This window comes from Kribbella sp. CWNU-51 (genome assembly GCF_054073265.1).
The window spans coordinates 16,978-41,530 of record NZ_JBSXMZ010000009.1 but is presented as its reverse complement, the minus strand read 5'-3'; the positions used below and the strand labels follow the sequence as shown (position 1 = coordinate 41,530).

The following is a 24,553-nucleotide window of genomic DNA, read 5'->3' as shown; positions in this document are numbered from 1 at the left end:
CCACTGAGCGCAACGGTAGGCTGCCGTACGGGTCAGTTGCCAGCGGCTTCGACGCGCCTGTGGACAACTCGGATCCATCGAATCGTCCCGGCTGTGGACGGCGTGCGTGGCGGCAGCAGACCAGGCCGTACGCTGGTCCGGTGAACACGGAACACCACTACGGCTTCGAGACGCTCGCCATCCACGCCGGGAACGAGCCCGACCCCACCACCGGTTCGGTGGTGCCGCCGATCTACGCGACCAGCACCTACAAGCAGGACGGCGTCGGCGGGCTGCGCAACGGCTACGAGTACTCCCGGTCGGCGAACCCGACCCGGACGGCGCTGGAGGAATGTCTGGCCGCGATCGAGTCGGGCAACCGCGGGTTCGCGTTCGCCAGTGGCCTCGCCGCCGAGGACACCCTGATCCGGTCGCTGTGCGTGCCGGGTGACCACGTGGTCTTCCCCGACGACGCGTACGGCGGCACGTTCCGCCTGTTCTCGAAGGTGCTGGGCGCCTGGGGTGTCGAGATGACGCCGGCCGCGGTCACCCACCCGGAGGCGATCCGGGCCGCGATCCGCCCGGGCAAGACCAAGGTGGTCTGGCTGGAGACGCCGACCAACCCCCTGCTGAACGTCGCCGACATCGCGATCGTCGCGCAGATCGCCCACGACGCCGGTGCCCTACTGGTGGTCGACAACACCTTCGCCTCGCCGTACCTGCAGCAGCCGCTGGAGCTCGGCGCGGACGTGGTCGTGCACTCGACGACGAAGTACATGGGTGGTCACTCCGACGTCGTCGGCGGCGCGCTGATCGTGCGCGACGCCGAACTGGCCGACAAGATCGCCTTCCATCAGAACGCGATCGGCGCGGTCGCCGGCCCGTTCGACTCCTGGCTGGTGCTGCGCGGCATCAAGACGCTCGGCGTCCGGATGGACCGGCACAGCGACAACGCCGAGAAGGTCGTCGAGTTCCTGCAGCGGCACAGCGCCGTCAGCCAGGTGCTGTACCCGGGCATCGACGGCCACCCCGGCCACGAGACCGCCGCGAAGCAGATGAAGCGGTACGGCGGGATCGTGTCGTTCCGGGTCACCGGGGGAGAGCCGCACGCGCTGGACATCTGCAACAAGACCGAGGTCTTCACCCTGGGCGAGTCGCTCGGCGGCGTCGAGTCGCTGATCGAGCACCCGGGCAAGATGACCCACGCCTCGGTCGCCGGCACGCCGCTGGAGGTCCCGGCCGACCTGATCCGGCTCAGTGTCGGTATCGAGACCGTCGACGACCTGCTGCAGGACCTCGACCGCGCGATGTCCTGATCCGTGGGGCTCGTGGTCGCGGTCGACTTCGGGTCGACCTTCACCAAGGCGATCGCGGTGGGCTCCGGCTCGGGTGACCTGGTCGCCCGGGCCGAGCACCGCACCACGATCGACACGGATGTGATGGACGGCTGGCACGCCTGCCGGGCTCTGCTCGCGGAGGTTGATCGCGGCGTCGAGAACGCCGAGGTTCTCGCCTGCTCGAGTGCGGGTGGCGGTCTGCGGATCGGGGTCGTGGGCAACGAGGAGCTCGTCACCGCCGAGGCCGGCCGGCGAGTCGCATTGTCCAGCGGTGGCCGGGTCGTTGCCGTGGTCAACGGTGGGCTCTCGGCAACCAGCCAGAAGGAGCTCCGCAAGGACCGTCCCGATGTCGTGCTGCTGCTGGGCGGCACGGACGGAGGCAACTCGGCGGTGTTGCTCAAGGCAACCGAGGCGCTGGCCAAGTACAAGTGGCGCCGACCGGTCGTTGTCGCTGGCAACGTCGACGCGCGGGCCGAGGTCGGCGAGATCCTGACGGCCGCCGGCGTACCGCATGTGCTCGCGGACAACGTCGTACCGGAGATCGGGGTGTTCGCGCCGGACAGCGCGCGGGCAGCGATCCGGGAGATGTTCCTCGCGCACGTGATCGGTGGGAAGAACCTGTCCCGCGATCCCGCGTTCGCGCGGATGGTCCGGGCCGCCACGCCCGACGTCGTACTGCGGGGTGTCGAGGTGCTGGCCGGGTTGCACGGTGACGTGGCGGTCGTGGACATCGGTGGGGCGACGACCGACGTGCACTCGGTGATCGAGCTCGACCCCGAAGACGCGAACCTCGGCCGCGAGGTGGTCGCGACCCACCCGGTGACGCGGACCGTCGAAGGCGACCTCGGCATGCGGTGGAGCGCCGTACCGGTGGTCGCCGCGGGCGTCGAGGCGGGCCTGGTCGCGGACGACGACACGATCCGTACGGCGGCTGAGCGCCGGCACCGTGATCCGTCGTACCTGCCGGACAGCGCGCTCGAGGCGTCGTACGACGAGACCCTGGCGACGGTGGCCGCGACGGTCGCGCTCAGACGGCACGCGGGGCGGCAGCGGATCGTGTTCGGGCCGGGTGGCCGGGTGATCGAGCGGTCCGGGAAGGATCTGCGCGAGGTGGACCTGCTGGTCGGATCCGGGGGAGTGCTGCGGCACAACGGGCCGGAAGTGGCGGCGCGGATCCTGGGCTCGGTCGGCACGAACGCGCGGGAGGAAGGGTGGCTCGTGCCGGAGCGCGCCGAGGTTTGTGTCGACAAGGATTACGTACTCGCGGGCGTCGGTCTGCTGGCCGACGAGAACCCGAAAGCCGCCGAAGGTCTGGCCGCCCACATTCATGGAACCACCCGCACCGGGCACTAGTCTCAGCAACACAGCAAGCTGCGGAGGTGTGATGAGCGAGACGGGGCGGGACGACTCCGACATGCCGGAGACCGGAAGCCAGGAGGGCGAGCAGGTCGCGGACAACCATGTGCCGGCCGAGTCGAGCGCTGGCGTGCCACCCGAGGCCGGGCACGATGCCGGTGCGAAGGTGGAGCCTCCTGGTCGCGTGGCGGATGACGCCGGGGTTACGCACGGTATGCACATCGCCAGTGCGTGGGCCTGGCGATTCCTGGTGGTCGTCGCCGCCGTCCTCGTGATCGCCTACGGGATCCGGTATCTGTCCGAGGTGGTCGTCCCGGTCACGGTCGGCGTGCTGCTCACCGCACTCCTCATCCCGATGACGAACGGCCTCCAGCGACTGCGGCTCCCGCGCGGCGCCGCCGCCGGGATCACCGTGGTCGCCACGATCGTGGTGGTGGCCGGTCTGCTCACCCTGGTCGGTACGCAGATCGCCGGCCAGTTCGACAGCCTGTCGACGCAAGTCGGCGAGGGCGTGCAGAAGCTGCGCGAGCTCGGCCGGATCAACTTCGGGCTCACCGACCAGGACGTCACCAACGCCATCAAGTCGTTGCGCGAGCAGCTCACGTCCGGCGGCGCGCTCGGTCAGCAGGCGGCGGCGGTCGGTACGACGGCGACCCACGTCGTCGCCGGTCTGTTCATCTCGCTGTTCTGCCTGTTCTTCTTCCTCTACCAAGGTGACCAGATCTGGGCCTGGCTGGTCCGGCTGTTCCCCCGTCACGCCCGTGCGAAGGCGGACTCGTCCGGCCGGAAGGCCTGGGTCTCGTTGACCGCGTACGTCCGGGCCACCATCATCGTCGCCGCGGTGGACGCGGTCGGGATCTCGTTGGGTGCGGCGATTCTCGGGCTGCCGCTGGTGACTGCGATCGGCATCCTGGTGTTCGTCGGTGCGTTCGTGCCGGTGGTCGGTGCGTTCGTCAGTGGCATCGTCGCGGTACTGGTCGCGTTGGTTGCCAAGGGCCCGATCGTCGCGATCATCATGCTGGGCGTGGTGATCGGCGTACAGCAGCTCGAGGCGCATGTCCTGCAGCCGTTCCTGCTCGGTCACGCGGTCAGCGTGCACCCGCTCGCGGTCATTCTCTCGATCGCCACCGGCGTGATCATCGCCGGCATCGTCGGCGCCCTGGTCGCCGTACCAACCGCCGCAGTCATCAATGCCATCGTCCACCACCTGGCCGGCAACGACGCAGACCCCGAGCCCCCAAGACACCTACCCCCACTCCCCAGACGCAGGCACCCCACCACCCCAGCCCCAGCAGACGACTAACTTCCCCGCTCCCTCGTACCCCCATCATTGCCATGGGCCGGCGGTTCCGAGCGCGGCCAGTTGCGGGAACTGGGTGTGCCACCGGCGCACGCAGTACCGCGGCAACCGCAGTTGCCGCCACAGCTCGATGAGGAGGTCCTTGTTCAGGAACCTGCTGAGGTCGGCCGCCGTCGATGCCTCGCTGATCACCGTGGTGTACAGCGACACGCGGTCGTCTCGATTGGCGAGGTCGAAGGTGCGCTGCGGACTCCAGTTGATCGGCGTTCCGATCTCGACGACCCCGGACCGCGGACCGGTGAGCTCATCAAGGGACTCCGGCACGACGTACGGGATCCGCTTCGCGTGCAGGTCTCCAGGCTGGGTCAGGTGGTCGTCGTTCATCCGTCCATCCTCGCCGATGGTCGGGCCATGAGGTCGGCCCAGTCGATCGCCGTCCGCCGGATTCGCGTGATCAGGTCCTGGGAGGCGCCGTACAGCGCGAAGCCGGAGTCGGGTAGCCGGCTGGCGGCGCCTAGCTGGGCGGCGAAGAGGGGGCAACGACCGATCGTCGACGCCGAGGTCGGCCTTGGCCGTCGTGCCTTGCTCATCGGTGACGACGAGTCGGGCGAACACGGGCGCTTGCCGTGCCACCTCGGTCCGCAGGCCGTCGGCGCGATAGGCGGCGACAAGATGCTCGACTGCTGACGCGAAGCGGTCGCTGTCCAGCACGTTGGTGAACAGGTCGATGTCGTCGGAGTCGCGGTCACCGAAGCCGTGTGCCCGGAGAGCGTAGCCGCCCGCCAGCACGAAGCCGTCGTTGGCGAGGGCGCGGAGGCCTACGGTCGCCATCCGGGTCTGGAGCGGATCCATGAGGTCAGTCTGCCTGGAGCGGTATTGCGCCGGGTGAGGGTCAGGCGGGCGGTTCGTCCCACCGAGCAAGCAGCCGCCCCGGGAGACTCCCGGGGCGGCTGTGGTGATGGATCGCGGTCAGTGCATCGCGGCCGCGGCGGAGGCCTCGACGGACTCGTCGCCTTCCGGCTCCTCGCCTTCCGGCTTGGGGCCGTCGGAACGGCCGGCCAGCCGCTGCTCCGGGGTGATGATCGCGAGAATCAGTGCGATCGCCAGGAACGGCAGGGAGACCAGGAACACGTCGTCCATCGCGTCGACCAGACCGTGCAGAGCCCAGCCCTTCATCGGCTGCGCCAGCCCGTGCAGAGCCTGCACACTGTTCGCCGCCTTGGCGAGTCCGTCAACCACGGCCTGCGTGGCGTTCGGAACGATGTCGGTCAGGTGGTCCTTCAGCCGGATGGTCAGTACGGCGCCGTAGACCGCCGTACCGATCGCGCCACCCATCGAGCGGAAGAAGGTCATCGTCGAGGTCGCGGTGCCCATGTGCTTGCGGGGCACACTGTTCTGCGCCGCGGTGACGGTGATCTGCATCGAGAGGCCCAGGCCGGCGCCCATCACGAACATGTAGATCGCCATCTGCCAGTACGGCGTGGTCAGGCTCAGCGTGGACAGCAGCACCATCGCGCTGCCGACCAGGATCGAGGAGATGATCGGGTAGACCTTGTAGCGGCCGGTCTTGCTCATCAGCTGACCGCTCGGGATCGAGGCGGAGAAGATACCGACGATCATCGGCAGCAGCGCCAGGCCGGATTGGGTCGGCGACAGGTCCTTGACCGCCTGCAGGTACAGCGGCAGGAAGATCAGCGCACCGAACATCGCGAACCCGAGCAGGAACGCGTAGCCGGCGTACCCGGAGAAGATCCGGCCCTTGAACAGATCCATCGGGATGATCGGCTCGGCCACCCGCAGCTCGATGAAGACGAACGCGACGGCCAGTACGACGGCCGCGACCAGCAGGCCGACCGTGGTCCCGTTGCCCCAGCCGTTGCTCGGGCCGCTCCAGGAGATGGCCAGCAGCAGCGTGGTGACGGCGGCGGCGACCGTGGCGGCGCCGAGGTAGTCGATCTTGTGCGAGCGCTTCACGTGCGGCAGCTTGAGCACGGCGGCGACGATGCCCAGGGCAACGAGGCCGATCGGCACGTTGATCCAGAAGATCCAGCGCCAGCCCGGACCGTCGGTGAGCAGACCGCCGAGCAGCGGGCCGGCCACCGAGGACAGGCCGAAGACGGCACCGAAGTACCCCATGTACTTACCGCGCTCGCGCGGCGGGATCACGTCGCCGATGGTGGCGAACGCCAGCGACATCAGGCCACCGGCGCCAAGACCCTGGACGGCCCGGAAGCCGATCAGCATCTCGATGTTCTGCGACATGGCCGACAGCACGGAGCCGGCGAGGAAGATGACGATCGCCGCGATGAACAGCGGGCGGCGTCCGTACAGGTCGGAGATCTTGCCCCACAGCGGAGTGGAGGCGGTCGAGGTCAGCAGGTACGCCGTGACCACCCAGGACAGCTTGTCCAGGCTGTTGAACTCGCTGACGATCCGCGGCAGCGCCGTACCGACGATGCTCTGGTCCAGCGCGGCCAGGAACATCCCGGCCATCAGACCGCCGAGAATGACCAGGATCTGCTTGTGGGACAGGTAGTTCGGGGCGCCGCCAGGGGCGGCGATGGTGCTATCTGGGCCGCCGGCGGTGGCGGGCTCAGTGGTGCTCATCTGGTGCTCTCCAGGTTCTTGTCGGTGTTCTCGCGGGTAGCGGGGTCGCCGCCGGCCGCGAAGTCTTCGTCGGTACTGCGCTCAGGGTCCGGAGCGGCGCGTAGTCGCGGAGCGACCGCGGCCCAGCCCTTGTCGGCCCAGCGAGCGTCGGCCGGGGTGTCGGTGAGGTTGGCGACTCCGTCGGCGAACCGGGTCATCAGCCGCTCGAACGTCAGGATGTCGTCCTCGGACCAGCCGTCCATCGCGGTGCTCAGCAGCTCCATCCGGCGGCGGGCACTGGACTCCCACTGCTCGATGCCCTGCTCGGTCAGCTCGACCCGGAAGGCGCGGCCGTCGTCGGGATCGGGGGAGCGGTGGACCAGGCCCAGCTGCTCCAGCGCGCGAACGTGGCGGCTCGCGGTCGAGGCGTCGAGCTCCATCCGCGCGGCCAGGTCGGACAACCGCAGTGCGCCACTGCAGCGCAGCACGAACAGCGCCACGTGCGCGCTGTGGTCGATCGTGTCGCCGGGCTGCTTGGCCTTGAGCCGGCGTCCGATCCGGGTAAACGCGTGCATGACGCCCTCGATGGGAGTCTGCGGGGTGTACGCGTCGGTTACTTGCATGCTGCAAGCATATACATGCTTGCGTGATACACGCAAATGAGTTTCCGAGATCGCCAAGTGAGCCGCCACTCATTTACTCTCCGTCTCGGGCTGGTCACTGTCCGCAGTAGAGGAGAATCAGCGGACGATCATTCGACGACAGAGGGGTGCGTTCTGTGACGCAGGTGGCGGTGGTGACCGGTGGCGGCTCCGGGCTGGGGCGGGAGATGGCGCTGGCTCTGGCGGCGGCCGGGTTCGACGTGATCGTGACCGGCCGGACGGAGGAGACCCTTCGTGAGACCGTGGCTGACGGGGGCGGGCGGGTGCGGCTCGCGGTGCTGGACGTGGCTGACGGGGAAGCGGTCCGCGCGTTCTTCGGTGGGCTGGAGCGGATCGACGTACTGGTGAACAACGCGGGGATCGGGGCGCCGGCGGCCGCCGTACCGGATGTCGCGGAGGAGGATTGGCGGCGGGTGGTGGACACGAACCTGACCGGGTCGTTCTTGTGTGCGCAGGCCGCGTTCGGGCTGATGCTCCGGCAGGAGCCGAAGGGCGGGCGGATCATCAACAACGGGTCGATCTCGGCGCACGTGCCGCGGCCGAAGGGTATCGCCTACACCGCGAGCAAACACGCGATCTCCGGCCTGACGAAGGGTCTGGAGTTGGAGGGTCGCGCGCACGGGATCACCGCGTGCCAGATCGACATCGGGAACGCCGCCACCCAGATGACCGAGCGGATGCGGCAGGGCGTGCTGCAGCCGGACGGGTCGTTCGCGATCGAGCCGACGTTCGACCCGAGGATCGTCGCGGACTTCGTGGTCCGGATCGCCCAGTTGCCGACATCGGTCGCCGTACCGACCCTGACCGTGATGGCGGCCGGGATGCCGTACGTCGGTCGCGGTTGACCTCCAGCGCTGTTGAGGTTCTACCTTCGGCGCATGGAGCCGCTCAAAACGACAAGAAAAATGTCGGACGGTCCGTCTAGGGTCGGTCCGTGAGTGAGCAGCGGGAGTCCCTGGTCCATGTCCGCGGGCTGCGGAAGTCGTACGGCGACTTCGAGGCAGTGCGCGGGATCGACCTGGACGTCTGGAAGGGCGAGGCGTTCGGGTTCCTCGGGCCGAACGGCGCGGGCAAGTCGTCGACGATGCGGATGATCGGCGCGGTCTCACCGACCAGTGGCGGCACGCTGCGGATCCTCGGCCTCGATCCGGCCACCGACGGCCCCTCGATCCGGGCCCGCCTCGGCGTGTGCCCGCAGGACGACACGCTCGACACCGAGCTGACCGTCCGGGAGAACCTGACGATCTACGGCCGGTACTTCGGTCTCAGCCGGGCCGAGTGCCGCCTCCGGGCGGACGAGTTGCTCGAGTTCGTCGCGCTCACCGAGAAGGCGAACGTCAAGGTCGACGAGCTCTCCGGTGGGATGAAGCGGCGGCTGACGATCGCCCGGTCACTGGTCAGCAAGCCGGATCTGCTGCTGCTCGACGAGCCGACCACCGGCCTCGACCCGCAGGCCCGGCACCTGTTGTGGGACAAGCTGTTCCGGCTCAAACAGGCCGGCGTGACGCTCATCATCACCACCCACTACATGGACGAGGCCGAGCAGCTGTGCGATCGGCTCGTGGTGATGGACGGCGGCCTGATCGCGGCCGAGGGTTCCCCGGCCGAGCTGATCCGCGACTACTCGACCCGCGAGGTGACCGAGCTGCGGTTCGGTCCGGACGTGATGCTGTCCGACCATGACGCGCTGGCGGGCAAGGTGGAGGATCTGGCCCAGCGCATCGAGGTGCTGCCGGACCGCCTGCTGCTCTATACCGACGACGGTGAGCGCGCGGTCGCCGCCGTCCACGAGCGTGGTCTGGAGCCGGCCGCTGTGCTGGTACGGCGCTCCACCCTGGAGGACGTGTTCCTCCGGCTGACCGGCCGGACGTTGGTGGACTAGGACATGGCACTCGCAGTGGAGAACGGGCGGCGCCAGTTCGACTACTGGCTCACCGTCTACAAACGGACCTGGAAGGGCACGCTGATCACCAGCTTCCTGCTGCCGCTGCTCTACCTGGCCGCGATGGGGATCGGACTCGGCTCGTTCGTGGACAGCAACGGGACCGGCGCGCTCGGTGGCGTGAGCTACCTGCAGTACATCGCGCCCGGGCTGCTCGCCGCCACGGCGTTGCAGGTGGCCGTCGGCGAGTCGACGTACCCGGTGATGAGCGGGCTGAAGTGGCAGAAGTTCTACTACTCGATGATCGCGACCCCACTGCGCCCTGCGGACGTCGTCTACGGGCAGCTCGGGTTCATCGCCTTCCGGGTGGGCAGCACCTGTGCGGTGTTCCTGGTGGTGATCGCGGCGTTCGGCGGGCTGCAGTCGCCGCTCGGCGTGCTCGCTCTGCTGGTCGCGCTGCTGGTCGGGATGGCTGTCGCCGGACCGGTCGCCGCCTACGCCACCACGCTGGAGAACGACTCGGGCTTCGCGATGATCTTCCGGTTCGGGGTGGTCCCGGCCTTCCTGTTCTCCGGCGCGTTCTTTCCGGTCTCGCAGCTGCCCAACTGGATCGAGTGGCTCGCGTACGTCAGTCCGCTGTGGCACGGGGTCCATCTCTGCCGGGCCCTGGCGGAGGGCTCGGTCAATCCATGGCTCGCGCTCGTCAACGTCGCCTATCTACTGGCCTGGTTCATCATCGGCACCAAACTCGCCGTCCGCGGCTTCCGAAAGAAGCTGATCGGCTGATGGCGACTATTGCAGCCCGGGTCGTTCCGGTTCCGGTTCGTGTTGGTGGGGGACGGCACATCGTCGAGCGGAACTTCCTGCTCTATCGGCGGTCCTGGGTCGTCTTCTTGTCCGGTTTCTTCGAGCCGGTGTTCTACCTGCTGTCGATCGGGATCGGGGTCGCCCAGTTGGTCGGCGACTTCACGCTGTCCGACGGCACCGTCATCGGGTACGCCGCTTTCGTCGCGCCGGCGATGCTGGCCAGCTCGGCGATGAACGGTGCGATCTTCGACTCGACGTACAACATCTTCTTCCGGATGAAGTACGCGAAGCTCTACGACTCGATGCTCGCGACGCCGTTGCGGCCGTGGGACGTCGCCACCGGCGAGGTGACCTGGGCGCTGCTGCGGGGTGCCTGCTACTCGGCCATGTTCATCGTGGTGATGCTGATCATGGGCCTGGTGTCGTCGTGGTGGGTGGTGGTCGCGCTGCCGACGTCGGTGCTGATCGGGTTCGCGTTCGCCGGCGCCGGGATGGCGCTGACCACGTTCATGCGCAGCTGGCAGGACTTCGAGTTCGTGCAGCTGGCGATCATTCCGATGTTCTTGTTCTCGGCCACCTTCTACCCGGTCGAGACCTACCCGCCCGCGATCCGCTGGCTGGTTGAGATCACCCCGCTCTATCAGGGCGTCGTCCTCGAGCGCGCCTTCACCACCGGCACCGTGAGCTGGTTCCTGCTGATCAACGCCGCCTACCTGGCCGTCATGGGCACCCTCGGCATGTACGTCGCCTCCCGGCGGCTGGGCAAGCTGCTGCTGAAATAGTCACTGAGTGCGACCTCTCGGAACCGGAGGGTTTACAGCGCCGTCGGATAGGCATGATCCGGCGGGTGAGGAATCCGATCGGGGTGTTGCGGCGCAACCAGCAGGTCCGGGCCGACCTGAAGGCACCGCGCGAACGGCTGGCGGGTGGGCGACGGCGGTGGATCCGGTCGCTCTGACGGCGATCTACGCCCACGAGGCCGGACACGAGTTGCTGCTCGGCGGCGACCGGATCTCGTTCGCGCGCCGGCCCGACCACGAGTCGCTGACCGACCTGCTGACCGTGTTCTACGGACTCGGGATCTTCACCGCCAACGCGGCGTACGAACGTCGTCCGCGGCCGAACGGCCGTGGCAAGCAGCCGCTGGCCCGGGGATACCTGCGCGAGGCGGCGCTGTCCGACGCACTCGCGTACTACGCCCTGCTGCGCGGCGAGCGCCACCCGGACTGGGACCGCCACCTCGACCCACCGGTACGCCGAGGGATGCGGAACCAGCTCACCATCCTCAGCAAATGACCTACTGCTCGAGCAACCGCCGCAACCACCACACCGCGCCGCGGAGCATGGATTCGCGGTCCGGTTCGGACAGGTGATCCCGCAGGTGCAGGCTGGTCATCGTCTGATGGAGTGCGCCCAGTTCCCTTGCCAGCTCGAGCGCCCGGCGCAGGTCCGCGGGGGCGGCGTACTCCTCCCACTCGGCCAGATACGCATCCTGCACCCGCGCATCCATCGAGAGCGGTGACCTCTCCTCGACGAAGGTCACCAAGTCGAGGAACGGATGCGAGACCAGCCCGTCGGTCCAGTCGAAGGCCAGCACCTTCCCGTCCCGCACAGCAAGGTTCCGCGGGTGCAGGTCGCCGTGCAGCAGCGTCTCCGGTACGCCGATCGCCGCCAGCTCGGTGATTGCCTCGTGCAACTGTTCGGCCCGCCGCGGCAGCCGCGCACGCTCGCTGGGCTCGAGCAGTTCGGTCGCCGGATTCGGTCCGAGCAGCCGGTCGAGCTCGGCCGCCAGGACCTTGAGCCGGCGGTCGACGCAACTGAACTCCAGCAGCCGGTCGATCTGATCCACATAGCTGCGCTGCAACCTGGCATGCCCTCGCAGCGCGTCGATCCACACCGCGATGTCAGCCTCGTCGGCCAGCGGGCGACCGAGGTCGGGCAACAGCATCCAGGTGCGCTTCTCGTCGATGGCCAACGGCGCCGGCACCGCGCCGGGCCGGTCGTCCGAGAGGTGCTTCAGGAGCAACGGCTCATGCGCGAAGAGAAGCGGCAATGCGTCGTCGTGAGCCGGCTGGATCGTGCTGGAGTGCGCGAGTGCCTTGAAGTAGACGTCCCCGTCCGGGCCGCTGACGCGCAAGACGTTCGACAACCCCCATGAGCGCACTTGTGCCCAAGGGCCCGGAACGTGCTCAGCGATCCAGGGCAGGGCTTCGTCGTACCAGTCCGGCATCGTCCAGGCCGGGGTGACGGGGGAGTCCGGCGGCAGGGCGAGGTGTCGCCGAGCGGCCATGACTGCCGGGTCGTCGACGTCGTGCACCCAGCGAGCGTTTTCCGGTACGGCGCCGGTCGAGAGCATCAGGTAGACCATCGGTTCTTCGCTGAGGCAGGTGAGCACAGCGGCGTCGATGCCGGGCAGCGCTCGCAGCACCGGCTCGACGTCCGGGAACCAGAACTTCTCGGTGACATCCACCCGTGGCAGACCCGACGGCAACATCAGGACAGCGTCGTCGGACGCGCGGACCACGACAGCTGTGATTTCCATGACCAGCAGCGTATGTGGCCGGTGCAACGGTTTTTCCTGCGTAGGGTGAGGGCGTGATCGATGCCAGGGACATCGTGCGGGCCGCGGAGCTGCTGCATGACGTGGTGGCGCCGACACCGCTGGAGTACTCGCGCTGGTTGAGCGAGCTCGTCGGCGGCGACGTGTTCCTCAAGTGCGAGAACCTGCAACGCACCGGGTCGTTCAAGTTGCGTGGGGCCTACGTGCGGATGGCCCGGCTGTCCAAGGCCGAACGCAAGCGCGGCGTGGTCGCGGCCAGTGCGGGCAACCACGCCCAAGGGGTTGCGCTCGCGGCGCAGTTGCTCGGGATCAAGGCCACCGTCTTCATGCCGCACGGCGCCCCGATCCCGAAGGAGAAGGCGACCCGCGCGTACGGCGCCGAGGTCCGGTTCGTCGGTACGTCGATCGACGACTGCCTGACCGCGGCACGCGCGTTCGAGGCGGAGACGGGTGCGGTGCTGATCCACCCGTTCGACCATCCCGACATCGTGGCCGGTCAGGCGACCGCCGGGCTCGAGATCGTCGAGCAGTGCCCGCAGGTCCGGACGGTCGTCGTACCGGCCGGTGGTGGTGGCTTGCTCGCCGGGATCGCGTCCGCGATGCAGCGCGACGGGATGCCGATCGAGGTCGTCGGTGTGCAGGCCGCGGGTGCGGCGGCGTACCCGGCCTCGCTGGCGGCCGGTGAGCCGGTCCAGCTCGCTCACATGGCAACGATGGCCGACGGGATCGCGGTCGGGCTGCCGGGCGCGGTGCCGTTCGAGGCGGTCCAGCGGTACGTCGTGGAGGTCCGCACGGTCGGCGAGGATTCGTTGTCCAAGGCCCTCTTGCTGGTCCTCGAGCGCGCGAAGCTCGTGGTCGAACCAGCCGGCGCCGCCGCGGTGGCCGCCGTACTCGACGAGCCTCGGCGATTCAAGCCACCGGTCGTGGTGGTGCTGACCGGCGGCAACATCGACCCGTTGCTGCTGATGCGCGTGATCCGGCACGGTATGGCGGCAGCCGGCCGGTACCTGTCCTTGCGGGTGCGGATCCCGGACACGCCCGGAGGTCTGGCCACGCTGCTCGCGCAGCTCGCCGACCTGGACGTGAACATCATCGAGATCGTGCACGAGCGCATCTCGGAGACACTGCGGCTGGACGAGGTCGAGGTGGCGCTGCAGCTCGAGCTCCGCGGCGAAGACCACCGCGGCCGGGTCCTCAGCACCCTGGCCAGCGACGGCTACACGTACACGTTCAACTGATCAGTCGAGCGGTGTGCAGCTCTTCACCAGCGGAGCATGCAGCCGCTCGGCGAGGACCTGGCGCTGAGTGGGCTTGGCCTCGGTCTGGCGCCGGAGGCCCTTGTCAGTCAGCCTGACATTGACTGCGCGGCGATCCTCCGGGCACATGTGGCGCTCGACCAGGCCGGCCGCCTCGAGGCGACCGATGACGCGGGACAGCGCGCTCTGGCTCAGGTGCACCGACTTCGCGATCGTCGCGACCTTGGCGGACTGCTCGGGCAGCTCGGCCAGACGCTCGAGCACCTCGTACTCACTCATGCCGAGCTCGTGGCCGGCCTGCAAAGCCCGGTCGAGGGCGCAAGTCAGATCCGCGTGGCGAGCCAGCAGCTCGCGCCACTCGCGGACATCGGCACTGGCATCGGCGCTGGTCTCACCAGGACCGGCACTGACCTTCGTAGCGGTCATGGAGGCGACCATAGCATGCACGCGCATTCAATGCAAACGCATTTAATGCCTAGACATTAGATGCACACGCATGGAATAGTCTTCCCTCGTGACACAGACAACCCACACCCCATCACCAGCCGGTACTGCACCGGCCCGCATGACTTGGGACGCGCGCCTCTGGGGCGCTCTTCTGGTGGTCTGCGGCGTGATCTTCCTCGACGGCCTGGACGTGTCCATGGTCGGCATGTCCCTGCCGTCCATCGGCGCCGACCTGGGCGTCTCCCTCTCGTCCCTGCAGTGGGTCGTGACCGGCTACGTGCTCGGGTACGGCGGCCTGCTGCTGCTCGGCGGCCGGACCGCCGATCTGCTCGGCCGGCGCCGGGTCTTCCTGATCGCGCTGGCCGTGTTCGCCGCGGTCTCGATGCTGAGCTCGCTGGCCACGAACGCCGAACTGCTCATCGCCGCGCGGTTCGTCAAGGGCGTCGCCGCCGCGTTCACCGCGCCGGCCGCGCTCTCCATCATCACCACGACCTTCCACGAGGGCCCGGACCGTAACCGCGCCCTCAGCATCTTCACCACCTGCGCCGCCAGCGGCTTCTCGATGGGCCTGATCCTGGGCGGCGCGCTGACCGAGGTCGGCTGGCGCTGGACCTTCCTGATGCCCGGCCCGGTCGCCCTGATCGTGCTGCTGTTCGCGCTCAAGCTGATCCCGAACAGCCCGCGCGACAACACCTCCGGCGGGTACGACGTCCCCGGCGCGATCACCGTCACCGGCGGCATGCTGTCCCTGGTGTACGCCGTGGTCGGCGCCGAGCACGCCGGATGGGTGTCGGTGCAGACGTTCGGGATGTTCGCGCTGGCGATCGTCCTGCTGGGCGCGTTCGTCGCGATCGAGCTGCGGTCCAAGCACCCATTGGTCCGGCTCGGGATCCTGCGCAACGCCTCGCTGCGGCGGGCGAACCTGGCCATCCTGACCGTGTTCGGTGCGTACGTCGCCTTCCAGCTGATCGGCACCCTGTACATGCAGAACCTGCTCGGCTGGTCGTCGTTCGAGACCGCTCTGGCGTTCCTGCCGGCCGGCCTGCTGGTCGCCACCCTGTCGCCGAACGCGGGCAAGCTGGCCGACCGGTTCGGGACCGAGGCAATGATCGTCACCTCGATGGCGCTGTTTGTCGCCGGGTACGCCCTGTCGCTGCGGATCGGCCCGGAGGCGGCGTACTTCTCGACTGTGTTCCCGACCATCATGCTGCTCGGCCTCGGGTTCGCGATCGGGTTCCCGGCGCTGAACATCCAGGCGGTGTCGGGGGTCCCGGACCACGAGCAGGGGCTGGCGTCCGGACTGTTCAACACCTCCAACCAGGTCGGCGGCGCGGTGGTCCTCGCGATCGTGACGGCGGTGATCAGCAGCCAGTCGGTCGGTGTGACCACGCCGGCCGGGATGCTGTCGGCGTACAAGCCGGGGCTGGGTGTGGTGACCGGGATCGCGGCACTCGGTCTGGTGATCGCGCTGACCGGTTTGCGTGGGCTGAAGGCCCGGCGGGCGGCTGAGGCGGCCGAGACCGCTGAGCTGGCCGCCGTACAGAACGAACTGGCCGAGGAGGAGATGACCCCGGCCGCGTGACAACAACCAGCTCCGTCGTGGGCTGTGTACATAGAGACGCAGTTGCGGGTCCCGGGCTACTCTCCGGGGCCCGCACTGCTGCTTTGGGGGCGATCCCGGATTGGTTTCGACCCAGTGGGGTGCTGGACTGGGGGCATGAGCAACCAGAGCTACGACCAAAGGGTCAAGGACATCCTCGACCGGGTCGCGAAGGGCCACCTCTCCACCGAGGAGGCCACCACCCTGATCGCCGCCATCACGACCCCGGGCACGGCCCAGGCTGACGAGCCGGCGGCACAGCCTCCGGTTGCCGAAGACGTCGTACCTGACGAGACTCCGTCGGCCTCGGTCTGGGCGGACGCGGTCGACTCACCGGACGCGGTGGACTCACTGGATGGGGTCGACTCGCCGGTGGCCGAAACCGTCGTCACTGGCGTCCAGGACAGTGTTGTGGACGAGGCGCCGGCGGCTTCCGACGAAGTTGTCGAAGAAGACGTCGAGGAACAGCACAGCAATGTGCCGATACCGGCGGGCGTGCAGCGGGTGACCGTGCGCGCCATCGGGCGGCGGGTGCGGTTGATCGGCGAGCCCGCGATCAACGGCGTCGCCGTGGACGGGCCGCACGTGATCAAGCGTGACGGCGACACCCTCGCGATCAGCAGCGAAGGCGACATGGGTGTCTCGATCGACGGGTTCAGCATGCTGCGCAACCCGACCGACCTGAAGTCACACGTGAACGGCCTGGCCAAGGAGCTGTCCATCCGGGTCAACCCGAGCCTCCAGGTCGAGATCGAGGTGACCGGCGGCAGCGTCAACGCCGAGCGCCTGCCGGGGCTGTCCCGGGTCCGCGTGACCGCCGGTACGGCGAAGGTCGCGGATGTGGACGGCCCGATCGACCTGCTCGTCCAGGCCGGTTCGGCCACCCTGGATGCGCAGATCACCAAGGGCCGCTCCCGTGTCCGGGTCGAGTCCGGTACGGCGAACGTGTCTCTGCGTCGCGGCTCCGACGTCCGCGTCCACACCGAAGCACAGCTCGGCCGCGTCACCTGGACCGGTGCGGTCTCGGGCCAGTCCAAGGATGTGGAGATCGGCCGCGGCCGCGCCGCCCTCGACGTCGAGGTCCTGGTCGGCACCGCTCAGATCGTCTCCGACTGATCCGCCCGCTGGGTCGCCGGGACCGTGCGCAGCGTCCGGAACGGTGAGAGGTAGAGGAACACCGTGCCGGCCAGTGCGGCCAGGCCGGCGACCCAGAGTGTGGCGTGCAGTCCGAAGACAGTGCCGAGCACTCCGCCCAGCAGACTGCCGAGCGGAGCGGCGCCGACGAAGCTCATGGTGGCGCTCACCCGGCCCTGCAGCTCCGGTGGGCACACGCGCTGCCGGATGCTCACCTGCAGGATGTAGCTGACGATGATGCAGAATCCGGCGAGCAGCATCGAGACGACGTACCAGCTCACCTGCCAGCCCGGTGCGGTCAGCGCCTGCAGAGTGAACGCGACGCCGATGCCCGTCGACGAGAGCAGGAGCGTGCGGGCATCGCCGTACCGGTTGCTGATCTTCTCCGTGACCGCTGACGCGACGATGGCTCCGAGTAGACCGATCATGCTGAGTACGCCGATCGTCCCCGGCTGCAGGTGAACCTCGCGGACCAGGTACACGATCATGATCGCTCCGGCGGCTGCCTGGAACAGCATGGTCGTTGCCGTGTTCAGTGCGATCGGCCGCAGTAGTGGGTGGGTGAAGACGTAGCGCATGCCGTCCGCGATCTCCCGGCGCAGGTCGGGACGGTCCGCCTTCGCCGGCTGGGCTTCCGGCGTACGGATCGAGCGGAGCCATAGTGCTGACCACAGGAAGCTCAGGGCGTCCAGTCCGATCGTCACGGCCGCACCGATCCACTGGACGAGTACGCCGCCCGCACCAGCGCCGATCACCGCGCCGATGGAGTGATTGGCGGCCAGCTTGGCATTGCCCGGCAACAGCTGGTCCGGCTCGAGCAGCCGGGGTGGATAGGAGCTGTGCGCCACGTCGAACAGCACCGTGAGGATCCCGGTCAGCGCCAGTACGACGTACAGCTGCGTGAGACTCAGTACGCCGAACCACGCGGCAACCGGGATCGACGCGAAGAGCAGTGCGCGACCCAGATCGGCGTACACGAGCACCGGGAGACATCTGACCCGGTCGACCCACGCACCGGCGAACAGGCCGAGCAATAGCCACGCGGCGGTCTCGCACGTCCGCAACAGCGAGACCTGGAGGGTGGACGCGTCCAGGGTGAGTACGGCGAGCAACGGGATCGCGATCATGCTCAAGCGCGAGCCCAGCTGGCTGAGCAGGTCTGCGATCCACAGACGACGGAAATCGGGGTGGCGGAGGATGCCCATGCGGCGACCGTAAGCGCCGAGTTGAGCCGTGTCGACTCAACTATCAACAAAGTTGAGTCCCTCAGACTCAAGTCTGCGATCCCGTACCTTCTGCGTCACCGTCCAGCTGGAGCTCTTCGCGCCGGCCACTCACCAGGCCGAAAGCAAGCGCCCCGGTGGTTGTCCACCGGGGCGCTGGGAGCTGGGTGGGTCAGCCGGTGAAGGGTTCGGCAGCGACGATCTCGACGGTGACGTCCTTGCCGTTCGGGGCCTCGTAGGTGGCCTTCTCGCCCTTCTTCTTACCCAGGATCGCCGAACCGAGCGGGGACTGCGGCGAATACACGTCGATGTCGACCGACGCGTCGAGGGCGAGCAGTTCGCGGGAGCCGAGCAGGAACGTCTCGACCTCGTCGTCACCGGCGAACTTGATCGAGACCTTCATCCCGGGCTCGACCTTGCCGCCCTTCTTCGGGGTCTCGCCGACCCGGGCGCGGCGGAGCATGTCCTCCAGCTGCCGGATCCGCGCCTCGATCTTGCCCTGCTCGTCCTTGGCGGCGTGATAGCCGCCGTTCTCCTTCAGGTCGCCCTCGTCCCTGGCCTCGCTGATGCGCTGGGTGATCTCGGCACGGGCAGGGCCCTTGAGGTGCTCGAGCTCAGTCTTCAGCTGGTCGTAACCGTCCTGCGTCAGCCAGACAACGCTGTCCTCTTCGATCCTTTGCGTCACGGGCTGCTCCTTGTGTCGGTGGGATGGGCAGAAATGCTTCTGGCCGCCGTCGTCGACGGCGACCAATCCACTCAGCGTAGCAAGATCCGGCGGAGAACCCCACAGTTCTTTGACCTCTCAAACGCTGGGGAACCGCTTGCCTGCAGGTTTTTCCCGCGTCGGGGCCGTCGAGATGGCAATCGGTTGCCGACGCGTCAGTGGGGATGGTGGGAGTCGGCCGTCGTACAGCCGATCAGGATGACGGAGGTGGCCGTGCGCTGGGTTGTCAGGGTGGCCGGGAGGGTCTGGTGGCGGGCGGAATCGGCCGGGATGGTGAGGGTGAGCTCGCCGACGATCGAGAAGTCGGCGGCCTTCGCCTGCAGGCGGCAGCTCGCCTCGACGGACTTGGTCCGGTCCACCTGGATGGTCGCCTTCGCGCTGGTGGCCGACAGCACCTCGAAACCGAGCAGCCGCGACGTCACCGGCGGATTCGATCCGATCACCGCCGCCCACGTCAGCCAGCCCAGACCGGCCAGCACCACCACGGCCAGCACGCCGATCAGCACCGGCCGGCGCGACCTCCGGTCCCGTCCGTACCGGGCGTCGAGGTCGGTGGTCGGGATGCTGGCAGATGACTCGGTCAACGGGGGTCCAGGGGGTCGGTCGTGGGTTTGAGCTGGGCTTGGAGGACCATTGTGTCTTGTGAGTGGAGATCTTCGGTTGTTGCATGTGCACGCCCACCCGGATGACGAGTCGAGTAAGGGAGCCGCTTCGACGGCCCGCTACGTGGCCGAAGGTGTCGAGGTCATGGTGGCCACGTGTACCGGTGGCGAGCGCGGGTCGATCCTGAACCCGAAGATGGACCGCCCTGAGGTGCTGGCGAACATCACCGAGATCCGCCGCAAGGAAATGGACGCGGCCCGGGAGATCCTCGGCATCCGGCAGGAGTGGCTCGGCTGGGTGGACTCGGGATTCCCCGAGGGCGATCCGCTGCCGCCGTTGCCGGAGGGCTGCTTCGGCGCGCTTAAGGTCGAGGACGCCGCCGCCCCGCTGGTGAAGCTGATCCGCGAGTTCCGCCCGCAGGTCGTCACGACGTACGACGAGAACGGCGGCTACCCGCACCCGGATCACGTGATGTGCCACACGATCACCGTGGCCGCGTTCGAGGCGGCCGGCGACAAGGACGCCTACCCGGAGCTCGGCGAGCCGTGGCAGCCGCTCAAGCTGTACTACCACCACACCTTCCACTACGAGCGGATGAAGGCGCTGCACGACGCGATGATCGCGCGCGGCCTGGAGTCGCCGTACGCCGAACGCATCAAGGACTGGAAGCCGGACCCGGAGAACGAGCGCCGGATCACCACCCGGGTCGAGTGCGCGGAGTACTTCGCCACCCGGGACAAGGCCCTGCTCGCGCACGCCACCCAGATCGACCCCGACGGCGCGTGGTTCGCCGTACCGCTGGAAGTGCACCAGGCGGCCTGGCCGACCGAGGACTACGAGCTGGCCCGGAGTCTGGTCGAGCCGGAACTACCTGAGGACGATCTGTTCGCGGGGCTGCGCTGACGGCGGGCGTGGACAGTGAGAGACTGGTGGCGTGATAGCGACGACCTCCCTTCTGACGGCCGAGATCGATCCGAACTCGGTGCGCCCCGGGTGGATCGCGCTGCTGATCGTGCTCGCACTCGGTGCCGCCACGGCGCTGCTGGTGCGCAACATGGGCAAGCAGTTGAAGAAGATCGACTTCGACGGCGATGGTGCGGACGCCCCAGCACCGTCCGACGGCCCAGCGACCACGGACAGCTCTCCGTCCCCGGCTGGCGATGCCGAGCCGACGGATACGGCGGCTACGACGGAGAAGCCGACGCAGAGTGATTCCAAGGAACACTCTCAGCACTGATTTCCGTCAGCTTCGCGACACGGTGATCACGAGATGGTGTCGGGCTGGGCGGCCCTCCTCCGGCTGACCCTATAGTGAGCCGCGTGTCGAATGGTGCCGAAGCCGGGTCCGCTCTGTGACCGCGACCCGCGCCGCCCGGCATCGCATGCCCGGACGTCTGGTCGCGGGTGGCGTGGGTGCGATCGTCATCGCCTCAGTGGCCCTCGTGGTGGGCCTGTTCGCGGCCGACAGTGAGCCCCGCTACCTCGGTGGGATCGGCGGGCCGAGCGTATTCGTCTCGTGGCTGCTGCCGTTCTTCCGGCTGATCGCCACGCTCGCGACCGTCGGCTGCGCCGGCGCTCTGCTGGCCGCGGTCGTCCTGCTCCGGGTCGACGGCGGCCCGCTCGGCGTCCAGGGGCGCCGCGCCGTCCGGGATGCCAGCAACTCGGCCTTCATCTGGGCGGTCTGCGCCTTCGCCGGCGCGATCGTCACCGCGTCGATCCTGCTCGACACCCCGGTGAACCTGCTCCGCTTCCGCCTCGACGACGCCCTCGGCGTCCCCGAGGTGAAGGCTCTGCTGATCACCGGCATCCTGGTCCTTGCCCTGGCCGTCGGCATCCGCCGGGTGCAGACCTCGTCGGCCGCGGGTCTCGGCGTCCTGATCGCCATCGCGGCCCTCGTCCCGACCGCGCTCACGGCGTACCCGCGCAACGAGTCGTACGTCGTCCTCGCCGGGGCGGCCCTGGTCGTGCACGTCATCGCCGCGACCACGTGGATCGGCGGCCTGGCGGGTCTCGTCCGCTACGGACGGGCCAGCCGGACCGGACTCCCGATCGTGCTCGAGCGGTTCAACCAGGTCGCGCTGATCTCGTCGATCGCCGTCCTCCTCAGCGGCCTGATCAGCGCCGCCGGCCGCCTGGCCGCGATGGGTGGCGGCTGGGGTTCGGTCCTGGATGCCCTCACCTCGGACGCTTACGGCGCGCTCCTGATCGCGAAGATCGGGGCCTTCCTGCTCCTGATCATCCTCGCCTGTCTTCAGCGCCGCCGAGCCGTCGGCAACCTCCTCGACGGCGGTACGCCGTTCTGGCAGGTCGTCGGCACCGAACTCTTCGTCATGGCCCTGACCCTGGGCCTGTCCGTCGCCCTGTCACAGACCGCCTGACCACGGAGCGGTGCGCAGATCGGCCGCGGAACGCCGCTCCCGGTCCGGCGGGCGTTCTTCCGCGGCCCGGCCGACCGCGATCATCGAGACGATGTGCCATCCCGCCCCGGGCGCCAGGTCGGCGGTCAGTCCGTCGAGATCGAAGGCCCGGAACTGCCGGCAGGCCAGACCCATCGCCTGAGCCTGCAGCGTCAGATGGGCCACCGACTGGCCGAGGTCGTAGTCCGCGAAGTCCGAGTAGGCCCAGTCGGTGTCCTCGATGTAGCGATGCGCCATCGTCACGACGAGCAGGCCGGCACTCGGTGCCCACCGTCCCGAGCTGGCCGCGAGATGCCGCACGATCCGCTTGTGCCCCGGCTCGTCCCGCCGCGCCGTGAAGTACGCCCAGGGCTGCGAGTTGCCTGCCGACGGCGCCCAGCGAGCGGCTTCCAGCAACAACTCCACGTCCTCCTCGGTGATCGTCCACTCAGGATCGAACCGAAGCGGGCTGAACCGCGACGCGAGCAACGGATGAACGTGCATGCCAGAGGCAACCCCCATCCGGCCCGGTCCATTCCGCTCGACCGAAGCGCATACGGTGGGGCCATGGCGTCCGTCAACGAGCTCGGCCGTAGTACCAGCCCGTATCTCCGGCAGCATGCGGAGAACCCGGTGGCGTGGCGGGAGTGGTCCGACCAGGCGTTCCAGGAGGCGCGGGAGCGGGACGTGCCCGTGTTCCTGTCGGTCGGGTACTCCGCTTGTCACTGGTGTCACGTGATGGCGCATGAGTCATTCGAGGACGAGGCGACAGCGGCGTACCTGAATGAGCACTTCGTCAGCATCAAGGTGGATCGGGAGGAGCGGCCGGACGTCGACGCGATCTACATGGCGGCGACGGTCGCGATGATCGGCCAGGGCGGCTGGCCGATGTCGGTGTTCCTGACGCCGGACGCGGAGCCGTTCTTCTGCGGCACGTACTTTCCCAAGGATCCGCGCGGCGGGATGGCGTCGTTCCGGCAGGTGCTGGAGTCGCTGGCCGACGCGTGGCAGACCAAGCGGGACCAGATCGACGGGATCGGCCGGCGAGTGGTCGAGCAGCTCGGAGCCCAGCAGCCACCGGTCCCGGGGGAGTTCGACACCGCGAAGGCTGTTCAGCTGCTGAGGACCGACTTCGATCCGGTGGACGCCGGGTTCGGGCGGGCGCCGAAGTTCCCGCCGTCGATGGTGCTCGACTTCCTGCTCCGCCACCACCGCCGGACCGGTTCGGCCGACGCGCTCGCGATGGTCGCGCAGACCTGCGACCGGATGGCTCGGGGTGGGATGTACGACCAGCTCGCCGGCGGGTTCGCGCGGTACTCGGTCGACGGTCAGTGGGTCGTCCCGCACTTCGAGAAGATGCTCTACGACAACGCCCTGCTGCTCGACGTCTACACACACTGGTGGACGGTCGGCGGCGACCCGCTCGCCCGGCGCGTCGCCGAGGAGACCGCCGAGTTCCTCCTGACGGAACTCCGGACGCCGGAAGGTGGTTTCGCCTCCGCCCTCGACGCCGACACCGAGGGGGAGGAGGGCAAGTACTACGTCTGGACCCCCGAGCAACTGCGTGACGAGCTGGGTGACGACGTCGACTGGGTGATCGACCTCTGCGACGTCACCGGGACTTTCGAGCACGGCTCCTCGGTCCTCCAGCTTCGCGCGGACCCCGACGACCCCGAGCGCTGGCAGCGCATCCGGGCCACCCTGCGGCAGGCCCGCAGCCACCGCACCTACCCCGGCCGCGACGACAAGGTGGTCGCCGCCTGGAACGGCCTGGCGATCACCGCCCTCACCCGCGCCGGCATCGTCTTCGACAAGCCCGAGTACGTCGAAGCCGCCGAGCACGCGGCCAGATTGGTCCGGGACGTGCACCTCGACCACGACACCGGCCGGCTCCATCGCACCTCGCGCGACGGGATGCGCGGCACGGCTCACGGTGTCCTCGAGGACTACACGGCGTACGCGCAAGGTTGTCTGACGCTGTTGGGTGCCACCGGCAACATCGAGTGGTTCGAGACGGCCGAGCGGCTGCTGGACCGGACCTTGGAGCAGTTCGTTGCCGATGGCTCCTACTTCGACACGGCGGCCGACGCCGAGGAGCTGGTCTGGCGTCCGCAGGACCCGACCGACAACGCCAGCCCGTCCGGGGTCAGCCTGGCCGCCGAGGCCTTCACGACGCTCGCGAGCCTGACCGGATCGGTCCGCTACGAAACCGCCGCAGAGCAGGCGCTGCAGGCCTCGGCCACCATCGCGGACCGCGCGCCGAGGTTCGCCGGCCGCGCGCTGGCGGTCGCCGAGACGATCGCCGCCGGTCCACTCGAGATCGCGATCGCGGGGGATTCACCCGAGCTGCGCCGGACCGCGTTGACCGCGGCGCCGTGGGGTACGGCGATCGTTGCCGGCGGCCCCGGTCTCGCCGTACCGCTGATGGCGGGCCGGGATCTCGTCGACGGCCGGGCGGCGGCGTACGTCTGTCAGAAATTCACCTGCCGGCTTCCGCTCGTGTTGCCGGAAGACCTTCGCCGGGAACTGAAACCCCAGGCCTGACACCGGCACGGGTGCGGGTTTTCCCTGTCGTTTCGCCCAGATCCCTTGACTCCCGCGCCGCTGGCGACCAGAGTCCTCCCTCAGTCGGATGTAACAGAACTCGCACGCCCCGACACACAGTGTCACAAATGAGGCAGTGGCACTGCTGAGTCAGCAT

At 68.6% G+C, this 24,553-nt stretch carries 24 protein-coding genes; 15 read left to right on the top strand and 9 right to left on the bottom strand.

Translation table 11 applies throughout. The features are described from left to right. Window positions 1-140: 140 nt before the first annotated feature. Genes ACXC9Q_RS14010 through ACXC9Q_RS14000 form a run of 3 tightly spaced genes read left to right on the top strand, consistent with a single transcriptional unit; the run spans window position 141 to window position 3,975 of the window. Entirely contained in the window at window positions 141-1,295 is a 1,155-nt protein-coding gene (locus ACXC9Q_RS14010; protein ID WP_457056934.1) for a cystathionine gamma-synthase, read from the top strand. A 3-nt stretch (window positions 1,296-1,298) separates the two neighbouring features. Then, a complete protein-coding gene (locus ACXC9Q_RS14005) occupies window positions 1,299-2,669 on the top strand; it encodes a glutamate mutase L (RefSeq protein ID WP_457056933.1) in 1,371 nt (456 codons plus the stop codon). A gap of 31 nt (window positions 2,670-2,700) precedes the next feature. Further along, on the top strand, window positions 2,701-3,975 hold the full coding sequence (locus ACXC9Q_RS14000; RefSeq protein WP_457056932.1) for an AI-2E family transporter: 1,275 nt from the start codon (window positions 2,701-2,703) through the stop codon (window positions 3,973-3,975). Between the two features lie 24 nt (window positions 3,976-3,999). On the opposite strand, the gene ACXC9Q_RS13995 is transcribed toward ACXC9Q_RS14000, so the two are convergent. The 3 genes from ACXC9Q_RS13995 to ACXC9Q_RS13985 all read right to left on the bottom strand — a co-directional run bounded on the left by ACXC9Q_RS13995 (window position 4,000) and on the right by ACXC9Q_RS13985 (window position 7,181). Continuing rightward, entirely contained in the window at window positions 4,000-4,824 is an 825-nt protein-coding gene (locus ACXC9Q_RS13995) for a nucleotidyl transferase AbiEii/AbiGii toxin family protein (RefSeq protein ID WP_457056931.1), read from the bottom strand. A gap of 117 nt (window positions 4,825-4,941) precedes the next feature. Beyond that, complete coding sequence (locus ACXC9Q_RS13990) at window positions 4,942-6,579, bottom strand: MDR family MFS transporter (RefSeq protein ID WP_457056930.1); 1,638 nt, start codon at window positions 6,577-6,579, stop codon at window positions 4,942-4,944. Further along, window positions 6,576-7,181 carry a MarR family winged helix-turn-helix transcriptional regulator gene (locus tag ACXC9Q_RS13985; protein ID WP_457056929.1) on the bottom strand — a complete coding sequence of 202 codons (606 nt, stop codon included), beginning with the start codon at window positions 7,179-7,181 and terminating at the stop codon, window positions 6,576-6,578. Before ACXC9Q_RS13985 ends, ACXC9Q_RS13990 begins: the two co-directional genes overlap by 4 nt. A 155-nt stretch (window positions 7,182-7,336) precedes the next feature. Here ACXC9Q_RS13985 and ACXC9Q_RS13980 point away from each other — a divergent pair, with 155 nt between their 5' ends. The 5 genes from ACXC9Q_RS13980 to ACXC9Q_RS13960 all read left to right on the top strand — a co-directional run bounded on the left by ACXC9Q_RS13980 (window position 7,337) and on the right by ACXC9Q_RS13960 (window position 11,205). Then, the gene (locus ACXC9Q_RS13980) at window positions 7,337-8,065 is read left to right on the top strand and encodes an SDR family oxidoreductase (RefSeq protein ID WP_457056928.1); all 729 of its coding nucleotides are present in this window, start codon (window positions 7,337-7,339) and stop codon (window positions 8,063-8,065) included. 89 nt (window positions 8,066-8,154) lie between these two features. Continuing rightward, the gene (locus ACXC9Q_RS13975) at window positions 8,155-9,102 is read left to right on the top strand and encodes an ABC transporter ATP-binding protein (RefSeq protein ID WP_328526720.1); all 948 of its coding nucleotides are present in this window, start codon (window positions 8,155-8,157) and stop codon (window positions 9,100-9,102) included. Between the two features lie 3 nt (window positions 9,103-9,105). Beyond that, window positions 9,106-9,888 carry an ABC transporter permease gene (locus tag ACXC9Q_RS13970; protein ID WP_457056927.1) on the top strand — a complete coding sequence of 261 codons (783 nt, stop codon included), beginning with the start codon at window positions 9,106-9,108 and terminating at the stop codon, window positions 9,886-9,888. After that, the gene (locus tag ACXC9Q_RS13965) at window positions 9,888-10,691 is read left to right on the top strand and encodes an ABC transporter permease (protein WP_457056926.1); all 804 of its coding nucleotides are present in this window, start codon (window positions 9,888-9,890) and stop codon (window positions 10,689-10,691) included. Before ACXC9Q_RS13970 ends, ACXC9Q_RS13965 begins: the two co-directional genes overlap by 1 nt. Window positions 10,692-10,848: 157 nt before the next feature. After that, a complete protein-coding gene (locus tag ACXC9Q_RS13960) occupies window positions 10,849-11,205 on the top strand; it encodes a hypothetical protein (RefSeq protein WP_457056925.1) in 357 nt (118 codons plus the stop codon). Between the two features lies 1 nt (window position 11,206). Here the strand turns inward: ACXC9Q_RS13960 and ACXC9Q_RS13955 are convergent, their stop codons facing one another. Further along, a complete protein-coding gene (locus ACXC9Q_RS13955; protein ID WP_457056924.1) occupies window positions 11,207-12,451 on the bottom strand; it encodes an aminoglycoside phosphotransferase family protein in 1,245 nt (414 codons plus the stop codon). A gap of 53 nt (window positions 12,452-12,504) precedes the next feature. Between ACXC9Q_RS13955 and ilvA the strand changes: the two genes are divergently transcribed. Next, complete coding sequence (ilvA, locus tag ACXC9Q_RS13950) at window positions 12,505-13,707, top strand: threonine ammonia-lyase (RefSeq protein WP_457056923.1); 1,203 nt, start codon at window positions 12,505-12,507, stop codon at window positions 13,705-13,707. Here the strand turns inward: ilvA and ACXC9Q_RS13945 are convergent, their stop codons facing one another. Beyond that, a complete protein-coding gene (locus tag ACXC9Q_RS13945; RefSeq protein ID WP_457056922.1) occupies window positions 13,708-14,151 on the bottom strand; it encodes a MarR family winged helix-turn-helix transcriptional regulator in 444 nt (147 codons plus the stop codon). Window positions 14,152-14,290: 139 nt separating this feature from the next. Here ACXC9Q_RS13945 and ACXC9Q_RS13940 point away from each other — a divergent pair, with 139 nt between their 5' ends. Both ACXC9Q_RS13940 and ACXC9Q_RS13935 read left to right on the top strand, forming a co-directional pair. Then, the gene (locus ACXC9Q_RS13940) at window positions 14,291-15,754 is read left to right on the top strand and encodes an MFS transporter (protein WP_457056921.1); all 1,464 of its coding nucleotides are present in this window, start codon (window positions 14,291-14,293) and stop codon (window positions 15,752-15,754) included. Window positions 15,755-15,889: 135 nt separating this feature from the next. Then, complete coding sequence (locus tag ACXC9Q_RS13935) at window positions 15,890-16,888, top strand: hypothetical protein (protein ID WP_457056920.1); 999 nt, start codon at window positions 15,890-15,892, stop codon at window positions 16,886-16,888. Here ACXC9Q_RS13935 and ACXC9Q_RS13930 read toward each other — a convergent pair. The 3 genes from ACXC9Q_RS13930 to ACXC9Q_RS13920 form a co-directional block, all read right to left on the bottom strand. Beyond that, complete coding sequence (locus ACXC9Q_RS13930) at window positions 16,870-18,111, bottom strand: MFS transporter (protein ID WP_457056919.1); 1,242 nt, start codon at window positions 18,109-18,111, stop codon at window positions 16,870-16,872. The genes ACXC9Q_RS13935 and ACXC9Q_RS13930 overlap by 19 nt on opposite strands. Before the next feature lie 190 nt (window positions 18,112-18,301). Further along, window positions 18,302-18,814, bottom strand: a complete 513-nt coding sequence (gene greA, locus ACXC9Q_RS13925; protein ID WP_457056918.1) for a transcription elongation factor GreA — start codon at window positions 18,812-18,814, stop codon at window positions 18,302-18,304. Between the two features lie 194 nt (window positions 18,815-19,008). Further along, on the bottom strand, window positions 19,009-19,437 hold the full coding sequence (locus ACXC9Q_RS13920; RefSeq protein ID WP_457056917.1) for a DUF4307 domain-containing protein: 429 nt from the start codon (window positions 19,435-19,437) through the stop codon (window positions 19,009-19,011). A 58-nt stretch (window positions 19,438-19,495) separates the two neighbouring features. On the opposite strand from ACXC9Q_RS13920, the gene mca reads away from it, so the two are divergent. From mca to ACXC9Q_RS13905, 3 genes are all read left to right on the top strand, one after another. Next, the gene (gene mca / locus ACXC9Q_RS13915; protein WP_457056916.1) at window positions 19,496-20,359 is read left to right on the top strand and encodes a mycothiol conjugate amidase Mca; all 864 of its coding nucleotides are present in this window, start codon (window positions 19,496-19,498) and stop codon (window positions 20,357-20,359) included. Window positions 20,360-20,390: 31 nt separating this feature from the next. Further along, a complete protein-coding gene (locus tag ACXC9Q_RS13910; protein WP_457056915.1) occupies window positions 20,391-20,693 on the top strand; it encodes a hypothetical protein in 303 nt (100 codons plus the stop codon). Window positions 20,694-20,808: 115 nt separating this feature from the next. Next, the gene (locus ACXC9Q_RS13905; RefSeq protein ID WP_457056914.1) at window positions 20,809-21,834 is read left to right on the top strand and encodes a copper resistance D family protein; all 1,026 of its coding nucleotides are present in this window, start codon (window positions 20,809-20,811) and stop codon (window positions 21,832-21,834) included. Here ACXC9Q_RS13905 and ACXC9Q_RS13900 read toward each other — a convergent pair. Beyond that, window positions 21,820-22,356, bottom strand: a complete 537-nt coding sequence (locus ACXC9Q_RS13900; RefSeq protein WP_457056913.1) for a nitroreductase family protein — start codon at window positions 22,354-22,356, stop codon at window positions 21,820-21,822. The genes ACXC9Q_RS13905 and ACXC9Q_RS13900 overlap by 15 nt on opposite strands. A 63-nt stretch (window positions 22,357-22,419) precedes the next feature. Here ACXC9Q_RS13900 and ACXC9Q_RS13895 point away from each other — a divergent pair, with 63 nt between their 5' ends. Further along, the gene (locus ACXC9Q_RS13895) at window positions 22,420-24,396 is read left to right on the top strand and encodes a thioredoxin domain-containing protein (protein ID WP_457056912.1); all 1,977 of its coding nucleotides are present in this window, start codon (window positions 22,420-22,422) and stop codon (window positions 24,394-24,396) included. Window positions 24,397-24,553 lie beyond the last annotated feature (157 nt).

Excerpts from the sequence above, each read along its gene's own strand:
- ACXC9Q_RS13990 (WP_457056930.1), bottom strand. The coding sequence starts at position 6,579 with ATGAGCACCACTGAGCCCGCCACCGCCGGCGGCCCAGATAGCACCATC.
- ACXC9Q_RS13900 (WP_457056913.1), bottom strand. The coding sequence starts at position 22,356 with ATGCACGTTCATCCGTTGCTCGCGTCGCGGTTCAGCCCGCTTCGGTTC.
- ACXC9Q_RS13940 (WP_457056921.1), top strand. The coding sequence starts at position 14,291 with ATGACTTGGGACGCGCGCCTCTGGGGCGCTCTTCTGGTGGTCTGCGGC.
- ACXC9Q_RS13995 (WP_457056931.1), bottom strand. The coding sequence starts at position 4,824 with ATGGATCCGCTCCAGACCCGGATGGCGACCGTAGGCCTCCGCGCCCTC.
- ACXC9Q_RS13965 (WP_457056926.1), top strand. The coding sequence starts at position 9,888 with ATGGCGACTATTGCAGCCCGGGTCGTTCCGGTTCCGGTTCGTGTTGGT.
- ACXC9Q_RS13945 (WP_457056922.1), bottom strand. The coding sequence starts at position 14,151 with ATGACCGCTACGAAGGTCAGTGCCGGTCCTGGTGAGACCAGCGCCGAT.
- ACXC9Q_RS13930 (WP_457056919.1), bottom strand. The coding sequence starts at position 18,111 with ATGGGCATCCTCCGCCACCCCGATTTCCGTCGTCTGTGGATCGCAGAC.
- ACXC9Q_RS13935 (WP_457056920.1), top strand. The coding sequence starts at position 15,890 with ATGAGCAACCAGAGCTACGACCAAAGGGTCAAGGACATCCTCGACCGG.
- ACXC9Q_RS13895 (WP_457056912.1), top strand. The coding sequence starts at position 22,420 with ATGGCGTCCGTCAACGAGCTCGGCCGTAGTACCAGCCCGTATCTCCGG.
- ACXC9Q_RS14000 (WP_457056932.1), top strand. The coding sequence starts at position 2,701 with ATGAGCGAGACGGGGCGGGACGACTCCGACATGCCGGAGACCGGAAGC.
- ACXC9Q_RS13985 (WP_457056929.1), bottom strand. The coding sequence starts at position 7,181 with ATGCAAGTAACCGACGCGTACACCCCGCAGACTCCCATCGAGGGCGTC.
- ACXC9Q_RS13970 (WP_457056927.1), top strand. The coding sequence starts at position 9,106 with ATGGCACTCGCAGTGGAGAACGGGCGGCGCCAGTTCGACTACTGGCTC.
- ACXC9Q_RS13955 (WP_457056924.1), bottom strand. The coding sequence starts at position 12,451 with ATGGAAATCACAGCTGTCGTGGTCCGCGCGTCCGACGACGCTGTCCTG.